Origin of the sequence: Paenibacillus sp. Cedars, assembly GCF_003184205.1 — a bacterium.
In the GTDB taxonomy this organism is placed as follows: domain Bacteria; phylum Bacillota; class Bacilli; order Paenibacillales; family Paenibacillaceae; genus Paenibacillus_AQ; species Paenibacillus_AQ glucanolyticus.
In genome coordinates, this window is the sequence record NZ_CP020866.1 from 2,007,200 (window position 1) to 2,023,514 (window position 16,315).

The following is a 16,315-nucleotide window of genomic DNA, read 5'->3' on the forward strand; positions in this document are numbered from 1 at the left end:
ACCCTTATTCAAGGAGGAATGAAAGATGAAACAATTACGTGTCGGCATGATCGGATATAAATTTATGGGCAAAGCCCACAGTAATGCATACCGGAGCCTCCCGATGTTCTTCCCGGAGGCGTTGAAGCCAGAGATGGTAGCGATTTGCGGGCGCAATGTATCGGCAGTGCAAGAAGCGGCGGATCAGCTGGGCTGGCGTGAAAGCGTTACCGATTGGAAGGAGCTTGTGAACCGGGATGATATTGATCTGATCGATATCAATGCTCCAAGCGATGCTCATAAGGAGATTGCCATTGCTGCCGCCAAGGCAGGCAAGCATATATTCTGCGAGAAGCCGCTTGCGTTGACGCTGGCGGATGCCAGAGAGATGCTGCAGGCAGCGGAAGATGCAGGCGTGACCCACATGGTCGGGTTTAACTACAGGTTCTCGCCGGCGGTAAGGCTGGCCAAGAAGCTGGTGGACAGCGGGAGATTGGGCCAGATCTATCATTTCCGCGCTTGGTTTCTTCAGGATTGGATTATGGATCCGCAGTTTCCGCTTGTATGGCGGCTGCAGAAGGAAGTCGCCGGATCGGGTTCACACGGGGATCTCGGCGCCCACCTGATCGACCTTGCACATTATCTGGTTGGCGATATGCAGGAAGTGATCGGGATGAGCGAGACCTTTATCAAGGAGCGTCCGATTGCCAGTGAAATGACAGGGCTAAGTGCAAAAGGAAGTGATGGAGGACCCAAAGGAAAGGTGACGGTGGACGATGCGACGCTGTTCATGACCCGCTTTGAGAACGGGGCACTGGGCAGCTTTGAGGCGACGCGCTTTGCGGCAGGACACCGGAGCACCAATTCTTTTGAGATCAATGGCAGCCTTGGCAGCGTCAAATTTGATTTTGAACGGATGAATGAGCTGGAGGTTTATTTCACCTCTGACGATGAGGATGTGCAGGGCTTCCGCCGCGTGCTGGCAACCGATCCTGTACATGATTATATGGAAGCGTGGTGGCCGCCCGGACATACGATTGGTTTCGAGCACACGTTTACGCATGAAATTCTGGAGCTGTCCAGCGCCATATCGGAAGGCAGACAGCCCGTGCCGAGTTTCTACGACGGGGTGAAGTGTCAGGCCGTGCTGGAAGCCGTGGATAAATCCATTGAGGAGCGTCGCTGGGTTCAACTATCAGAAATGTAATTAACTCATTCGACCGACCTGGTCGGACACATAAAAGGGAGTGCTACGCATGAAAAAGGCTTTAATCGTATGGGGCGGCTGGGACGGACATGAACCCGAGCAGGTGGCCGGTATTTTCGCTGAATTGCTGCGTCAGGAACAATATGAGGTTGAGGTATCGGATACGCTTGATGCATTGAATGATGCAAATAAGCTGCAGGCACTGGATCTGATCGTGCCGGTATGGACGATGGGCGAAATATCGAAGGAGCAGGTGGAGAACGTATCGCTTGCCGTGCAGCAGGGAACCGGTTTGGCGGGCTGTCATGGGGGAATGTGCGATTCATTCCGCAGCAACGTGGATTGGCAGTTCATGACCGGGGGCAATTGGGTTGCGCATCCGGGAAATGATGGTGTGAACTACCGGGTAGAGATTAAATCCAGCTCCAGTCCGCTGGTGGAAGGGATGGAGGATTTCACCGTGGCGTCCGAGCAGTATTATCTGCATGTGGACCCGGCAGTCGAGGTACTGGCAACCACCCGTTTTCCGGTTGCGGCAGGACCGCATCTCCTGAACAAAGCGGTTGACATGCCGGTGGCGTGGACCAAACGCTGGGGATACGGACGCGTATATTATAATTCGCTCGGTCATCATGCGGATATCGTCGACATGCCTCAGGTGAAGGAAATGATGCGCAGAGGTTTGCTGTGGGCTGCAGAGGGCAAATCGTTGTACTCTGGCTCGGATATGAGTTTGTTTACGGAAGGTCAAGGATACACAGGCATGGGAGACAGCCAATAAGCGGCAGGAGGAGACTTGGATCATGAAGAAAGTAAAGGTTGGCATTATTGGCTGCGGAAAAATCAGCGGCATTTATATGGAAAATTGCCATAAGTTTGACATTCTGGAGCTGACAGCTTGCGCGGATATCGATCGTGCCCGTGCCGAGGAGCAGGCAGCCAAGTACAACATCCCGAATGTGTACACCACCGAAGAATTGCTTGCCGATCCGGAGATTGAGCTGGTGATAAACCTGACGATTCCTGCACTCCATGCGAAGATTATGCTGGATGCGCTTCAAGCCGGCAAGCATGTGTACGTTGAGAAGCCGCTGGGTGTTACCCGTGAAGAGGGCAAGGCGGTTCTGGACCTTGCCGAGGCCAAGGGGCTCCGGGTAGGATGCGCACCCGAGACATTTCTTGGATCCGGCATCCAGACGGCTTTGAAGCTGATTCAGGACGGCCGGATTGGCACCCCGATTGCAGCGACCGCGTTCATGATGAGCCGCGGGCATGAGCACTGGCATCCCGATCCTGAATTTTACTACGCTGCCGGTGGCGGTCCGATGTTTGATATGGGACCCTACTACCTGACAGCGTTGGTCCAACTGCTGGGACCTATCCTCAGCATTAGCGGCATGACCGGAGCGGCGCTTACAGAGCGGACCATTACGAGCGAGAAGAAGCACGGACAGAAGATTCCGGTGGATGTTCCTACCCACGTGGCTGGACTCATGGAGTTTCATAACGGCGCCATTGGCACGCTGATTACGAGTTTCGATGCATTTGGCGGCAGCACGCTTCCGAATATTGAGATTTACGGTACGGAGGGCACGATCCTGGTGCCGGATCCGAACGGGTTTGGCGGATCCGTGAAATATCGATTGACCGGTGAAAGCGATTGGACGGAAGAACCGCTGCTTCCTGGATATCACGAGAATACGAGAGGCATCGGTCCGGCCGATATGGCTTATGCCATTCGGAGCGGAAGACCTCATCGTGCCAGCGGAGAGTTGGCCTATCATGTGCTTGAAGCCATGTGGGGATTCCATGATGCATCCGATGAAGGCAAACGGTATGAGATGGCCAGCTCCTGCGACGTCCCGGCACCGCTGCCGCTGGATTTGCAGAAGTACATACTGGATTGAGAATAGAGTGACATTCAAAAAGCGGCTTGCTCCGAAAGGTCATAAGACCTCCGGGGCAAGCCGCTTTATCGTCCGGACGGCTGCCTATTCAAAACGATGCGTGGACCGGGACATGCTTGATCCGTTGTTAAGTATAAAGAGCTCTCGCGGATTTCCCCGGCAGTCCCCATCGGAATCAAAACAAACTGTTCCTCCAAGTTAGGCACCTTGGTGCAGCATTTTCCTTCTGGTCATCCCGATCGCTGCGGGCGGGCAGCTGGGCTGACAATCTACATCCCGCCTGCGAGCATAACGCGCTGTTATTCCTTTACGACAAGACCGAATATTTTGGTTAAAGGAATGGCCTGATGCGGCGAAATGATGCATCCCTGCAGATCCTCCAGCGTAACGCCTATGTTATGGAAGTCCGTACGGCTTAAATCAATCCCTGCCAGCTTCGTGCCGGAGAATTGCGATTGATCGATCTGACAATCCAGAAACTCCACTTTGCTTAATTCAGAATGGTAAAAGTCCGATTTTACAAGGGAGGTGGATTGAAAGGAAACCTGCTTCATGTTAGCAAAGCGAAGCGTGGCGTAATCCCCTGTGCAGTGATCAAACAGCACATTACGGATGGTGGCTGCCGTTAGGTCGAGCCCTAGAATTTTGCAATGATTGAATTGCACACGGTACATGATAGCCTCGCTGAGATCCACGTTGGATAAGTCGCAATGATTGAACACGATATCTGTAAGTTCGGCGTGGTGGAGGGAGACGTGCTGGAATGTAACGTTATTGAATATCATTTGATCGAACAGAACCTTGTTGGCTGCAACATATGATAAGGTTTCGTCCTGACAGGTGGATTGCTCAAACGAAGCTTCATCGTCGACACCTGCATCGGACAGGATCAAAGGTTCAAGCTGCTTGGGGAGCTTGGGCTTCACGATTTTGACGGGTGCTGAATGGTTGGATGGCATGATCTTTCCTCCAAAATGGGAATAAGGATGATGAACTTCCGGCTAATCGCAGGCTTTATTGTATAGAAGTATATCATGTCCTTAATCCATTGTCCGGTCCTTGATGTTGATCGCAGCATCCAAAGTTCCGCCAAGAAGCTGGGGCGACCATGCCAGCAGACTGACTCGGCCTTTACCGGTCAGATCGCCAACGAATGGGATCATCTGTTCTCCAGATATCCATGGGCCAAATAGAGCTTCGCGTGGACCGAAGGCGGCTCCCGAGCTGTAGTGAACAGACCAGCTGCCCGTTTTATGATCAACAAGCACCAAATCCTCATACCCGTCGCCATCTACATCACCAAGCCTCACCGATAGCTGCGAGTCGCTCAGGTTATGGGCCCAATACCATATACCGGCATCCAGGAGGTCTCTGCAACTGCTTAGCCAGACCCGACAGGTTCCAGTGGCAGGATTCCAAACGACGAGGTCATCCAAGCCGTCCCCATTCACATCCCCTATGCAGGGAATTTCTCCTTCACGTACAGCAACCTTGTTCTGAATAACAGGAGTAGCAAAGCCGCTACCGAAACTGTAGGCAATGGCGGCTTTTCCGCTGTGAGGATTCCATAAACATAAGTCATGCCTGCCATCCCCGTCAAAATCACCGGTCAAACACTCCCAGTTCATGACTTCAGCTTCTGACAGCCATGCACCCGCCGGGCATAAGGTGGTGCCTGTGCCAAGGGCAACCTCGCACAATCCAAGCTCCCCATACCACACGGCCGTATCCATCCTTCCGTCCCCATCATAATCCCCTGTCATTGCCGTGCCGCCCGGATGGAGCGGCCAACCCGTCAATAACGGGCGTATGGACAACACGCCGTTATGGAGCCGAAGGGGAGCATCGAATCGAATAGTCGCTATGCACCATAGGTTGTCGGTTTCACTTCGAATGAATAACTGAGCCGGCTGCCGATTTCTTTTGGCAAGCAGCAATGTCGGGTGCTTGATTGTGAGTTTATTCAGCAAACCGCTCTCCCTGAAATCCGGTATGAACGGGGTCAGCGACGTTAGGGGGACAAAGGATTTATGCTCCTGTTTGAAGGAGCGAATGATTCTTCTGAGGGGCGAGTTCGGATCATAATGGACAGTACCGTTAGCACGAAGGTGAATATATGAGAATTCGAGATACGGGTGGTAGAAAAATGACGCCAGATCCTTCCCGCCCGTATAGTCCTTTATGGTTTGCCCGATACGAGCTACATCTTCTTCGATGTTGTCACCTGCAACGTAATAGAGCGGGGTAGGTACATAGAGGGTTCCGTTCGAGAATGGATCGTCAGGGTCGAGTTTGAGTACAGGCGTCCTCGCATCCGGTGCGGATGGCGGGGATTCATATAGAATGCCGTTACAGATCTCGATGATATGCCGTTGGACGGGGGAAGCAGTATAGTGGGGAGTTTCGAACCAGCCGGCGGTCAGATCGGCCGCCTGGAAGGCATTCTCGGCAAGCTGAACCCGCTGATACGCATAGGATTGCTGAAGCTGCAGGAGAGACGTGAGAGCGTCGGACCGATCATCGGGGGGACAATTGGCGCTGCAATCGGGATAGGCAAACTCGAACCCGTCTCCGCTGACCGAGTCCTCGTATTGATGCGTATATCCGTGCATGCCGAGCGAGGCGCCAAGAGTGAGCAGCGTTCTGAGCATAAGGACAAAACGAAGGGAAACATCATTTTCCGCATCGGTTATAGACCTGTCAATACTCTGTGCTGGATCGACATAATGCGGGATGACCGCAAGATGGAAGGGGATTCCTTCATTATGTAGGAACTGAGCGATGACAAGTAATTTGGCTTGTTGTTCCTCACTCTCGTAATTTCCTCCTGGCCCGATATCTTCAAGGCGTATTAGTGCTTTATTCATTCAGATGTGCTCCTTTCCCGGATACACTGGATCGTAATGCGGAGTATATCCATATATTTATGCGGGGACGGTGCACCGTGCCATTTCTGAGGAACGGTGTTGCACGAAAAAGAGGATCAAATGACTGTCAAGCGAATACAAAGAGAAGAAAAAACGAGCAGGAGGAAGAACATGCAGATCAGATACGCTAATGAACATGACGCTGAAGGTATTGCCAAGGTGCATGTGGACAGTTGGAAAACAACCTATAAGGGAATTGTGGACGATCGCTTCTTACAAGCGCTGTCTGCCGCCGATCGTGTAGAGGGCTGGCGCTGGAAGCTGGCGAACATGCCGGAGGACGAGCAGCTGCTTGTCGTGGCCGATGAAGACGGAAAGGTGTACGGGTTTATGTCTTACGGCACAGAACGCGAGCAGAAGATGCCTCATGAAGGAGAACTTTACGCCGTCTATCTGTTGGAAGAGATTCAAGGGCAAGGCTATGGAAACCAGCTGTTTGCCAGGCTGAAAGAGTATATGAATATGAAGGGATACACCTCCTTATTGGTCTGGGTGCTTGAAGGCAATTCGGCAGAACACTTTTATAGACATAAGGGCGGACAGGAACAGAAACGAAAAGAGATTGTCATCGGCGGGAAAACCCATACCGAGATTGCATTGCTGTGGGATTCCATTGACAAGATCACATAATTTAGGCAATCCCCTTAAAGTTTACATCCGTGCGGCAATCTACTATGATTAACATATATACCCCTGTGGGTAATTATTAATCCTTGTCATATCGTAGGAGGTTCGCATTTGAGTATTATTCCCATAGGTCCTTTGATGATCAGGGCAGATATCGTTCTCTTCCTTATCTGTGCTGCGGCCGGGCTTGCAGCACTTCGAATTCGCTTGCGCCAGGAGCCGCAGCGGGAATGGGTCCTTGACACTTTTTTGACTGCGCTGATCATTGGTTTTATCTCGTGGAAATTCGGCATGCTGCTGTTTGATCCAATCCGAACCCTTCAGCATCCGACGTCCCTTATTTATATGACGGGCGGAACCCGAGGCATCTGGCTGGGGTGCATCCTTGCGCTTCTCTATGTTGGTCTTCGATGGAATAAGAGCAGGGTAAATTCGGGTCTGCTGCTCAAGTCAGCTATGTTGTCGGCATTCGCGAGCGGACTGGCAGGATCGATATTTCAGTGGCTGTGGGCGGATGGAGCGAGTGTAACGATTTCGTTGTTCTACATTGTATTGTTCGGTGTTCTGCTTATCCTGAGCTGGCTTCAATTCCAGAAGCCGCTAACCCATTACCTTACGCTCGGTTTAGGGAGGAACAGGGCAGTGCTGCTTCTCATGTCAGCTCTGTTCATATGGGTAATCTATGACTTTGCCTCCAATTCGGCCAGCGAGCGAGATGCCGGTGCTCCGAGTCAAGGAGAACATGCGGATCATATTATCGAGGGCTTGAAGCCAGGACTTCGCGCACCGGACGTCGCACTCCTGAACCTGGAAGGACAGGAGGTAAAGCTGTCGGATTATCGCGGACAAACGGTTCTTCTTAACTTTTGGGCATCCTGGTGCCCGCCTTGCAAGGTAGAAATGCCATATATGCAGGATTTTTACGATAAGCATCAAGACGAAGACGTTGTGATTCTGGCAGTTAATATGACGCATCTGGAAACTAACATGAGCGAGGTGCAGGCTTTTGTCGAGCAGAACGGTTTAACCTTTCCTGTTCTATATGACCGGAACGGGGAGAACACAAAAAGCTATGAGGTCGTAGCCTATCCGACTACCTATGTGATATCGCCAAACGGTATCATTTCGGAGCGGTTTCAAGGGGCGATAAACGAAGATCTGATGGAACAAGCCTACCGTAAAGCGCGTGAATAAGCAGGGTGAAAAGGCGGAATTTTGGCTTTGTGGACATTTATCTCTGCCGACTTCCCTCCAGCAGGAATATAATACACAAACGCTTGGGAGGGGGAAAAAAAGTGCAACCAATACCAATATCGGCAGACGGATGCAGAAATTACGTCGGCAAATCCATCTGCGCTGTCATGCATGATGGAACTGAAGTCGTGGGGACTATTCGCGGTGTACATGATCGAGGCCTCGAACTCGAATTTGCGAACCCATCCGCATATATATTGTCCACAAAAGGCAAAAAAGGCAAGAAGTCTTCAAAGTCAGCTAAAAATGGTGCGCAAACATCCGCATTTGCACCATATGGCTACGGCGGTGGCTATGGCTATGGCGGTGGATACGGAAGAGGATACGGCTGGGGAGGCAATGTATTTGCTTGGGAAGCCATCGCTCTGTTATTCCTCATTCCATTCTTGTTTATCTAAAATAGAGAAAGAACCTCGTGATCACCGGCAGATGATGTTTTATATAGAAGAGACAGGGCATGGGATATCCCAGCGCTGTCTCCTTTTTAATTCCGGATTATATATTTCGGGCATGGGAGCTGAGTAGGGCTGAAGCCGAAGCATTGGTTTGTCTCAGGAGCCATATGACAGGAGTAAATGCGATGAGAAAACAGCTTCCGGCCAGAATCGGAAGTAAAGACCATTCGGCAATGGAATAACCGAGAAGCGTTTGCAAGCCGATGGCAACCAATCCAAGGAGATAAGCGATGCCACTCATATGGATGAGTATCGGTTTGGCTGCAGGATTGAAGGATTTTCTCAAGGACAGCCATGCTACGAATGGGATTGCTTGAAGAGCATGAAAGCCTAACCCATGGAGCCAGATGATGTTACCGCCGATTCCGGTGAAGCGTCCAGCATTGATGGATATCCATATGCCGGCTGCAAACGAAATCAGCACCGCGATCATGGCATAACGAATGCCAAGCACAAGCTCAGGGTGTGCTTTCATCGCCTGTTTCCGGAAGTACTGAAGCCCAAAAATCAGATAGAGTATCAAGAGCAGCAAAGCCACGGCGGAGAAAGAAATCGCTATGACCACATCAAAGGCGGAACCGTTCTGAACGAACCTCGGATTGACACCGCGGAAATTTTGTACCGTCTCGGCAAAATAGGAAAACAAAACGAGAAAAATATAACAGCAGCGGAAGATGGACTTGCTTCTCGGTCGTAAACCGGATACCGGCAAGATCGCTGCGGTTGAAATCGTGAATATTCCCAGCGCCGCAGTAAAGGAAATTGCTTTGGAGACATCGCCATCGGGGGCGACAGGTCCTCCATTCAGCAGGACCCATATCCCGCAAAATCCGGCTAATAAGAAGCCGATCAGCCCTGCAAGCATAAGCCAGGTCTCCTGCTTATACAATTTGACAAATTGGTTGGTTGTTCCGTGTGAAGGTTGATTCATAATGATTAACATCCTCTCCGTAATGATGAATTGCTTATAATTTACAGGAGAAAGGCTGCCTTATTAACGGGCTGGGGATGTAATCAATTACCGTACCTGGGAATGGTTCCTATCTGGGCTTAAGGAGGGGATAGGGGATAACGGAGGGGATGGTGGTGCAGGAATTAAAGCTTAGCCAGTGCTAAATAACTAATATGAGCAGCCTAGAAATGAACCCTTCGCTTGATTGTTCCTTTCCTGAATACCTACTAAAATTGAAAAATGTGGTTATTCACTTGAAGGATCGGTTAATAGTGTAAGGATTTGAAATTTGTATTTGGACTGCCTAACGAGAACGGGCAGCATGACAGAAGGGGCGTCATTTTTTATGTCCAATCGAATTTTGGTTACACCCGAGCAACTGGAGCAGGTCTCGGCACAATTTGCTCAGTCTGGTCAACTAAGCAGTGACATGGTGGAGCGGGTAAAAGGAGGCAGAGTGCCGATGAACGATAGACAGAGGAAGTTCAAATACATAATGACGGTCATTGGCATAGTAGGCGTGCTCGGCACGGTTGTTCCCAATTTACTGAATGCGGAATATGCGGCCGCGGAAAAGGCAGTGATCTGTATATCCTACCTGGTGGGAGTCCCGCTTGTAGTTTCGTTGGTTTATTGGGCAGGCAAAAACATAATGAAGGGTTGATAATCATGGAACAGCAGCTGCTACCGATAGGCTCGGTGGTCAAATTCAAGGAATGGGATCAGACGCTGATGATATATGGGCGGATGCAGAATGACTCCAAGACGTTGAAGCGTTGGGATTATGTCGCCTGCTTCTACCCTCATGGCAATCTGACGAAGGATTCCAACATCTTTTTTAACCATGAGGATATATCGGAGGTTGTATTTTGGGGATATATTAACGACGATGAAATCGCATTTCGCGATGCGCTGATTGAAGGGATTGAAAAAGCTGATCAAATGGCGCAATCCGCAGGCGCGGATAAATCATAGCTCTATTACACAGCAGCTCGGTATGGAGGCATCTCCAGCGGAGCTGCTTTTTTTGTTTTCAGAGGAACGTGTATTAAATAACAAAACAAAAAAAACAGATAAATGATCTTTGTTTATTTTTGAAAAACACACTATTCAAACATAAACGGAAATGTTAATATAGGAATCAAATGAAAGCAAATTCATATGGTCAATCGGAGGGGAAACTTCATGGTTCAGAGCTTATGGGAACAATCTACAGCGCAGCAGACACAAAATACATTGGATGAGCTTGTATACCGTTCCAATTTGATTGGGGCGGATCGGCGCGTCTGCAATTGGGGCGGCGGCAACACATCCAGCAAAACCACGATTCAGGATTTCCGAGGCAAAGATGTAGAGGTCATGTATGTGAAGGGCAGCGGCTCCGACCTTGCAACCATGAAATCGGGCAATTTCACAGGCTTGCGACTGGAGGATATTCGGCCATTGTTCGAGAGGGAATCGATGTCCGATGAGGAAATGGTGGCTTATCTGGGCCACTGCATGGTGGATGCCAAGCATCCTCGCGCTTCCATTGAAACGCTGCTGCATGCGTTCTTGCCGTTCCGGCATGTGGATCATACGCATCCCGATGCCATCATCAGCTTATGCTGCGCTCATAACGGCAAGGAACTGGCCCAAGAAATCTTTGGCGACCGATTCGTATGGGTTCCGTATGTACGACCCGGGTTCACACTGTCGAAGATGATTGCGGAAGGGGTGCTGGCGAATCCCCAAGCTGAGCTTGTTCTCATGGAGAAGCACGGTCTCGTAACCTGGGGAGATACCTCTGAGGCATGTTATGCGCAAACAATTCGTATCATTAGCGAAGCAGAGGCTTTCATCGAAGCCCGAGTTAACAACGACAAGCTGTTTGGCGGGCGCAAATTTGCCCCGTTGGCCTCTGAGGTACGCCGCAGCATTGCGGCAGAGGTGATGCCTGCCGTTCGTGGTGCTGTGAGTGACGTCAAGAAGATGATCCTGTCTTTTGACGATCAGGACGATGTGCTGGACTTTGTCGGCGGCAGCGATGCCCCCAAGCTATCCCAGGTCGGAGCGGCATGCCCAGACCATCTGGTCCATACCAAGGTTGTTCCCCTCTTCATCGATTGGACACCGGATGCTGACGATGTGGAAGGCCTTAAGGCGAAGCTGATTGAAGGCATTGCAGACTACAAAGAGCAGTATAAAGCGTACTTTGAACGAAACCGCCATGAAGGTGATGTTATGTTCGAAGCAGCTCCGCGCGTCATTCTTATTCCTGGAATCGGGATGATTAATACCGGCAAGAGCTGGGCAATGTCGCAAGTCAGCGGTGCCCTGTACCATCGGGCGATTGCGGTTATGCGGGGGGCGACGGCACTGGGTGATTTTGTGTCCCTGAGCGAGAATGAATCTTACAATGTAGAGTACTGGCCGCTTGAGCTGTACAAATTGTCCCTCGCTCCTGCCGAGACGGAGTTCTCCCGTCAGGTTGCCTTCGTCACAGGCGGGGCAGGCGGGATCGGCAGTGCAACGGCCCGTCGATTGGTGTCCGGGGGAGCGCATGTTGTGCTGGCCGATTTAAATTTAGAAGGAGCGCAGCAGGTTGCCGAGGAGATTAATGCAAAATACGGAGATCATCGGGCGTTTGCTGTTAAAATGGATGTAACCGATGAAGAGGCGGTTCAACGCGCCTATCGTGAAACGGCAATAACCTATGGCGGCGTTGATATCATTATCAATAACGCGGGCCTTGCAACATCCAGTCCGTTTGATGAGACTAGCCTGAAGGAATGGAACCTGAACATGAACGTTCTGGGGACGGGGTATTTCCTTGTAGCCCGAGAAGCCTTTAAATTAATGAAGGTACAGGGCGTCGGCGGAAGCATGGTGTTTGTTGGCTCGAAAAACTCCGTCTATGCCGGGAAAAACGTGACCGCCTACAGCTCCGCGAAAGCACTGGAGGCGCATCTGGCCCGCTGCATTGCTGCTGAAGGCGGGGAATACGGAATCCGAGTCAACACGATTTTGCCTGACGCGATTCTGCAAGGGTCTGCAATATGGAACTCGAACTGGAGAAATGAGCGGGCGGCAGCCTATGGAATTGAACCGGATCAACTGGAAGAGCATTACCGTAAACGCACGACTCTTCTTGTGAATATATATCCGCAAGACATTGCCGAAGGCATTGCTTACTTCGCTTCTTCGAGATCCTCGAAGACAACCGGCTGCATGCTGACCATTGACGGCGGAGTGCCGGCTGCATTTACTCGTTAATTTGGATAGAAGCACATGCACATACGCGATCCACAAGGAATCATGATGATATCATATTTCATATAATCGGGCGCTGGGTCTCTTATGACCCGGCGATCCTCATTCAAGCGGGGGGTTATGAGATGAGGCAGGATGTTGCAAGGAATTATGAAGAAGCGAAAAAGCTCTATGAGCAGCATGGCATCCAGGTAGATGAAATCTTGACGGAGCTTGAACGTATCAAAATCTCCATCCATTGCTGGCAAGGAGACGATGTTCGCGGATTTCTGTTCCGGGATCAGGAGCTGTCTGGCGGGATTTCCGTAACCGGCGAGTATCCCGGCGCAGCAGGAACGCCGGAGCAGCTTCGGGCCGATCTGGAAAAAGCGATGTCGCTTATTCCGGGATCGCATAAGGTGAACCTCCATGCCATATATGCGGACACCGAGGAATCGGTGGATTTGGATCAGCTGGAGCCCAAGCATTTTCAGTCCTGGGTGGATTGGGCCAAAGTACAGGGAATCGGGCTTGATTTTAATCCAACCTGCTTCTCCCACGACAAGTCGAGGGACGGTTTTACGCTAAGCCATGCCGATCCGGCTATTCGCCAATTCTGGATTGACCATTGCAAGGCTTCACGCAGAATCGGGGCTTATTTTGGTGAACAGCTGGGTCAGACCTGCGTGACCAACATCTGGATCCCGGATGGTTATAAAGACATACCGGTTGATCGTTTAGCGCCCAGACAACGGCTGAAGGCATCGCTGGATGAGATTTTTGCCGAGGAGATCAATCCAGACTGGAACCTCGATGCCGTAGAGAGCAAGCTGTTCGGGCTGGGCTCCGAGGCTTACGTTGTCGGCTCCCATGAATTTTATATGGGGTACGGCATTCAGAATAATAAGCTGATTTGCCTTGACGCAGGGCATTTCCACCCAACCGAAGGCATTGCCGGAAAGCTGTCCTCACTCGCGCTCTTTACGGAAGGGCTCCTCCTTCATGTAAGCCGGCCGATGCGGTGGGACAGTGACCATGTTGTCATTATGGATGATGAATTAATTGAAATTGGACGCGAGCTTGTGCGTAATGACTTGCTTGGTGTCACCCATATCGGGCTGGACTTTTTCGATGCAAGCATTAACCGCATTGCCGCTTGGGTTATCGGTACTCGCAATACGATTAAGGCGCTGCTTCGTGCCAAGCTCGAACCGACCGAGACGCTGAAGCAAGCCGAGCTTGAGGGTGATTACACAACCCGTCTTGCGTTAATGGAAGAGTTTAAATCCTATCCCTTTGGAGCGGTGTGGGATTACTACTGCGAACGCATGGGGGTACCCGTCAGGGAAGAATGGTTATCCGAAGTGAAGCGGTATGAGCAGGACGTATTACTGAAGCGCTTCGGGTCATAAGTAGAGCAGGATCATTTTTTATGCAATCATCGTTGTGTCGGGCAGTGGAAATTGATCTGACAAGGAGGCAAGAGAACGTTGAGCGTTCTTGCATTTGATATTGGAGCAAGCAGCGGAAGAGCTATGCTGGGGCAGTTAAGCAGCCGAACCATTGAAGTGAAGGAAATCCACCGATTTCCGAATGACCCTGTTCGAGTTGGCAACCGCTTACAATGGGACGTTCTCCGGATTTATCATGAGATGAAGCAGGGCTTGCTGCGGGCGAAAGGGCAGCACGGACTGCCGACAAGCATAGGCATCGATACCTGGGCGGTGGATTACGGTCTTGTGGATCGGAATGGCCAGCTTATGACGAATCCGTATCATTATCGCGATACGCACACGGACGGTGTGATGGAACAGGTCATGAAAAGCGTGCCGCCTTCCGAGATTTTTGAACGGACGGGGATTCAGTTCCTCCCGTTTAACACCATTTATCAGCTGGCCTCAATCCGGCAGCAGAAGCCTTATCTGCTTCAAGAAGCGGAGCGGTTCTTGATGATTCCCGATCTGCTGCGCTACTTCTTGACCGGTGAGATGGCTAATGAGTTTACGAATGCTACCACGACGCAGCTGTATAATCCGGTTTCAGGCAGCTGGGATCATTATCTGATGAATTCTTTGCATATACCTCATGGGATGTTTCATCCAGTCGTTCAACCCGGCACCCCCGTTGGATCTTTGAGATCTTCCGTAACAGAGGAGCTGGGGATCGCGTCCGTTCCGGTTTATACGGTTGCCGAGCATGATACGGCATCCGCCGTGGTGGCGGTACCGGCACTGGATCGGTCATTTGCTTACTTAAGCTGCGGTACCTGGTCGTTGATGGGAACAGAGGTGGAGCAGCCTGTCATTCATGAACGGGCCAGAGAGCTGAACTTCACAAATGAGGGAGGGGCATACGGTACTTACCGGCTGCTCAAGAACATCATGGGTCTGTGGATTCTGCAGGAGTGCCAGCGGACCTGGGAGCGGGAAGGGTTATCCTACTCGTACCCCGAATTGGTTAAGATGGCGGATGCAGCACCTGCTTTTGCATGTTTCATTGATCCGGACGATCCCTTATTCCTCCCGGCTGGAGACATGCCGAAGCGGGTAAGGGAGTATGCGGCTCGCACCAACCAGCGCATTCCGCAAGCTGAAGGTGCCATCGTGCGCTGCATCATGGAGAGTTTGGCCATGCAGTACCGTTATGTGCTGGATTTGACCGAGGAATTGTCCGGACAGAAATTTCAAGGGTTGCATATGGTAGGCGGTGGCATTCATAATGAAACATTATGCCAGTGGACGGCGAATGCCATCGGCAAGCCTGTATGGGCTGGACCTGTAGAGGGCAGCGCCATTGGCAATATGGCTGTGCAGTGGATTGCACAGGGCGAGTTGTCCGATATATGGGAGGCTCGTGCCGTTATTAGGGAATCATTCCCGGTCAAGACTTACGAGCCCGAGGATACTCCACTATGGGAGGATGCCTGTGGTGTGTTTGGTCAGCTGACCCGGAAGAGATAGAATATATCGAATAGTAAGGATGGGCGGTAATATGCTGGTTGCAGAACGATATGAGAAAATAGTACAGTTGGTCAACGAAAGAGGGAGCATCCGCGTCTCCGAGCTGAGTCAGCTATGCGGCGTAACGGAGGAAACGATTCGCCGTGACCTTGACAGGCTGGAGCAAGCAGGACGCCTGCGCCGTTCCCATGGAGGGGCGGTTAGTGTGAAGGATCAACCGGAAATTCAGCGCTCGCAGCCGGAGATACCGTATGCTGAACGGGAAATCATGAATGCGCTGGAGAAGCAGCGCATTGCGGAGGAAGCGGTCAAGCGAATCCATCCGAATGACCGTATCTTGCTTGATGCCAGCTCAACGGCCTGGTATATGGCAAAAATCATACCGGATATTCCGATTACGGTATTGACGAATTCAATCAAGGTGGCTGCCGAGCTAAGCACCAAGGAGCGCGTCCAGGTTATATCTACCGGCGGCATTCTGGCACACCGCTCGTTGTCCTTTGTCGGTCCGCTTGCGGAACGCTCTCTTGATGCTTATTACGTGGATAAAGCCTTTCTGTCCTGCAAGGGCGTGCACCTGGACAGGGGACTTAGCGAATCCAACGAGCTTCAGGCCAGAATAAAGCATAAAATGATTGGAATGACGGATGAGACCATTGTGCTTGCCGATGCCAGCAAATTCGGTGCTCAGGCTTTTGCCCAGGTGGCCGACTTGTCTCAAGTGAATCTGATTATTACGGATAGGAGATTAACGGAAGAGGAAGCCGATCCTTATCGAGCTTTAGGCATCACCATTCAATCTGTGTAGAGCAGCGA

The 16,315-nt window shown here is 51.1% G+C and carries 15 protein-coding genes; 12 read left to right on the forward strand and 3 right to left on the reverse strand.

Annotation, left to right across the window (positions count from 1 at the left end):
* Positions 1-25: 25 nt before the first annotated feature.
* The 3 genes from B9D94_RS11065 to B9D94_RS11075 are packed head-to-tail and all read left to right on the forward strand — an operon-like array spanning position 26 to position 3,093.
* Positions 26-1,186 carry a Gfo/Idh/MocA family protein gene (locus B9D94_RS11065; RefSeq protein WP_006211068.1) on the forward strand — a complete coding sequence of 387 codons (1,161 nt, stop codon included), beginning with the start codon at positions 26-28 and terminating at the stop codon, positions 1,184-1,186.
* 49 nt (positions 1,187-1,235) lie between these two features.
* Positions 1,236-1,967 carry a ThuA domain-containing protein gene (locus B9D94_RS11070; RefSeq protein ID WP_148247011.1) on the forward strand — a complete coding sequence of 244 codons (732 nt, stop codon included), beginning with the start codon at positions 1,236-1,238 and terminating at the stop codon, positions 1,965-1,967.
* Positions 1,968-1,989: 22 nt separating this feature from the next.
* On the forward strand, positions 1,990-3,093 hold the full coding sequence (locus B9D94_RS11075; protein ID WP_148247012.1) for a Gfo/Idh/MocA family protein: 1,104 nt from the start codon (positions 1,990-1,992) through the stop codon (positions 3,091-3,093).
* A gap of 299 nt (positions 3,094-3,392) precedes the next feature.
* Here the strand turns inward: B9D94_RS11075 and B9D94_RS11080 are convergent, their stop codons facing one another.
* Positions 3,393-4,052 (reverse strand): pentapeptide repeat-containing protein, encoded by a 660-nt coding sequence (locus B9D94_RS11080; RefSeq protein WP_063479937.1) that lies wholly within the window; start codon positions 4,050-4,052, stop codon positions 3,393-3,395.
* 81 nt (positions 4,053-4,133) lie between these two features.
* Positions 4,134-5,960, reverse strand: coding sequence for a DUF2334 domain-containing protein (locus tag B9D94_RS11085; protein ID WP_148247013.1), 1,827 nt, complete (start codon positions 5,958-5,960; stop codon positions 4,134-4,136).
* Between the two features lie 171 nt (positions 5,961-6,131).
* On the opposite strand from B9D94_RS11085, the gene B9D94_RS11090 reads away from it, so the two are divergent.
* From B9D94_RS11090 to B9D94_RS11100, 3 genes are all read left to right on the forward strand, one after another.
* Entirely contained in the window at positions 6,132-6,650 is a 519-nt protein-coding gene (locus B9D94_RS11090) for a GNAT family N-acetyltransferase (protein ID WP_036642364.1), read from the forward strand.
* Positions 6,651-6,758: 108 nt separating this feature from the next.
* Entirely contained in the window at positions 6,759-7,841 is a 1,083-nt protein-coding gene (locus tag B9D94_RS11095) for a redoxin domain-containing protein (RefSeq protein ID WP_148247014.1), read from the forward strand.
* Between the two features lie 101 nt (positions 7,842-7,942).
* Entirely contained in the window at positions 7,943-8,299 is a 357-nt protein-coding gene (locus tag B9D94_RS11100) for a hypothetical protein (RefSeq protein WP_006211060.1), read from the forward strand.
* 97 nt (positions 8,300-8,396) lie between these two features.
* Here the strand turns inward: B9D94_RS11100 and B9D94_RS11105 are convergent, their stop codons facing one another.
* Complete coding sequence (locus B9D94_RS11105) at positions 8,397-9,287, reverse strand: hypothetical protein (protein ID WP_148247015.1); 891 nt, start codon at positions 9,285-9,287, stop codon at positions 8,397-8,399.
* Between the two features lie 367 nt (positions 9,288-9,654).
* Here B9D94_RS11105 and B9D94_RS31430 point away from each other — a divergent pair, with 367 nt between their 5' ends.
* The 6 genes from B9D94_RS31430 (at position 9,655) to B9D94_RS11140 (ending at position 16,307) form a co-directional block, all read left to right on the forward strand.
* Positions 9,655-9,972 (forward strand): hypothetical protein, encoded by a 318-nt coding sequence (locus tag B9D94_RS31430; RefSeq protein ID WP_231888185.1) that lies wholly within the window; start codon positions 9,655-9,657, stop codon positions 9,970-9,972.
* Between the two features lie 5 nt (positions 9,973-9,977).
* The gene (locus tag B9D94_RS11120; protein ID WP_148247016.1) at positions 9,978-10,283 is read left to right on the forward strand and encodes a DUF4176 domain-containing protein; all 306 of its coding nucleotides are present in this window, start codon (positions 9,978-9,980) and stop codon (positions 10,281-10,283) included.
* Between the two features lie 210 nt (positions 10,284-10,493).
* Positions 10,494-12,563, forward strand: coding sequence for a bifunctional rhamnulose-1-phosphate aldolase/short-chain dehydrogenase (locus tag B9D94_RS11125; protein WP_006211054.1), 2,070 nt, complete (start codon positions 10,494-10,496; stop codon positions 12,561-12,563).
* 122 nt (positions 12,564-12,685) lie between these two features.
* Positions 12,686-13,951 carry an L-rhamnose isomerase gene (gene rhaA / locus B9D94_RS11130; protein ID WP_036642373.1) on the forward strand — a complete coding sequence of 422 codons (1,266 nt, stop codon included), beginning with the start codon at positions 12,686-12,688 and terminating at the stop codon, positions 13,949-13,951.
* 78 nt (positions 13,952-14,029) lie between these two features.
* Positions 14,030-15,499 (forward strand): rhamnulokinase, encoded by a 1,470-nt coding sequence (locus B9D94_RS11135; RefSeq protein WP_148247017.1) that lies wholly within the window; start codon positions 14,030-14,032, stop codon positions 15,497-15,499.
* A gap of 31 nt (positions 15,500-15,530) precedes the next feature.
* Positions 15,531-16,307: a DeoR/GlpR family DNA-binding transcription regulator gene (locus tag B9D94_RS11140; RefSeq protein ID WP_006211051.1), complete on the forward strand. Its 777-nt coding sequence runs from the start codon at positions 15,531-15,533 to the stop codon at positions 16,305-16,307.
* Positions 16,308-16,315 lie beyond the last annotated feature (8 nt).

Coding starts and splice junctions, on each gene's coding strand:
- B9D94_RS11065 (WP_006211068.1), top strand. CDS start 26: ATGAAACAATTACGTGTCGGCATGATCGGATATAAATTTATGGGCAAA.
- B9D94_RS11070 (WP_148247011.1), top strand. CDS start 1,236: ATGAAAAAGGCTTTAATCGTATGGGGCGGCTGGGACGGACATGAACCC.
- B9D94_RS11075 (WP_148247012.1), top strand. CDS start 1,990: ATGAAGAAAGTAAAGGTTGGCATTATTGGCTGCGGAAAAATCAGCGGC.
- B9D94_RS11080 (WP_063479937.1), bottom strand. CDS start 4,052: ATGCCATCCAACCATTCAGCACCCGTCAAAATCGTGAAGCCCAAGCTC.
- B9D94_RS11085 (WP_148247013.1), bottom strand. CDS start 5,960: ATGAATAAAGCACTAATACGCCTTGAAGATATCGGGCCAGGAGGAAAT.
- B9D94_RS11090 (WP_036642364.1), top strand. CDS start 6,132: ATGCAGATCAGATACGCTAATGAACATGACGCTGAAGGTATTGCCAAG.
- B9D94_RS11105 (WP_148247015.1), bottom strand. CDS start 9,287: ATGAATCAACCTTCACACGGAACAACCAACCAATTTGTCAAATTGTAT.
- B9D94_RS31430 (WP_231888185.1), top strand. CDS start 9,655: ATGTCCAATCGAATTTTGGTTACACCCGAGCAACTGGAGCAGGTCTCG.
- B9D94_RS11120 (WP_148247016.1), top strand. CDS start 9,978: ATGGAACAGCAGCTGCTACCGATAGGCTCGGTGGTCAAATTCAAGGAA.
- B9D94_RS11125 (WP_006211054.1), top strand. CDS start 10,494: ATGGTTCAGAGCTTATGGGAACAATCTACAGCGCAGCAGACACAAAAT.
- rhaA (WP_036642373.1), top strand. CDS start 12,686: ATGAGGCAGGATGTTGCAAGGAATTATGAAGAAGCGAAAAAGCTCTAT.
- B9D94_RS11140 (WP_006211051.1), top strand. CDS start 15,531: ATGCTGGTTGCAGAACGATATGAGAAAATAGTACAGTTGGTCAACGAA.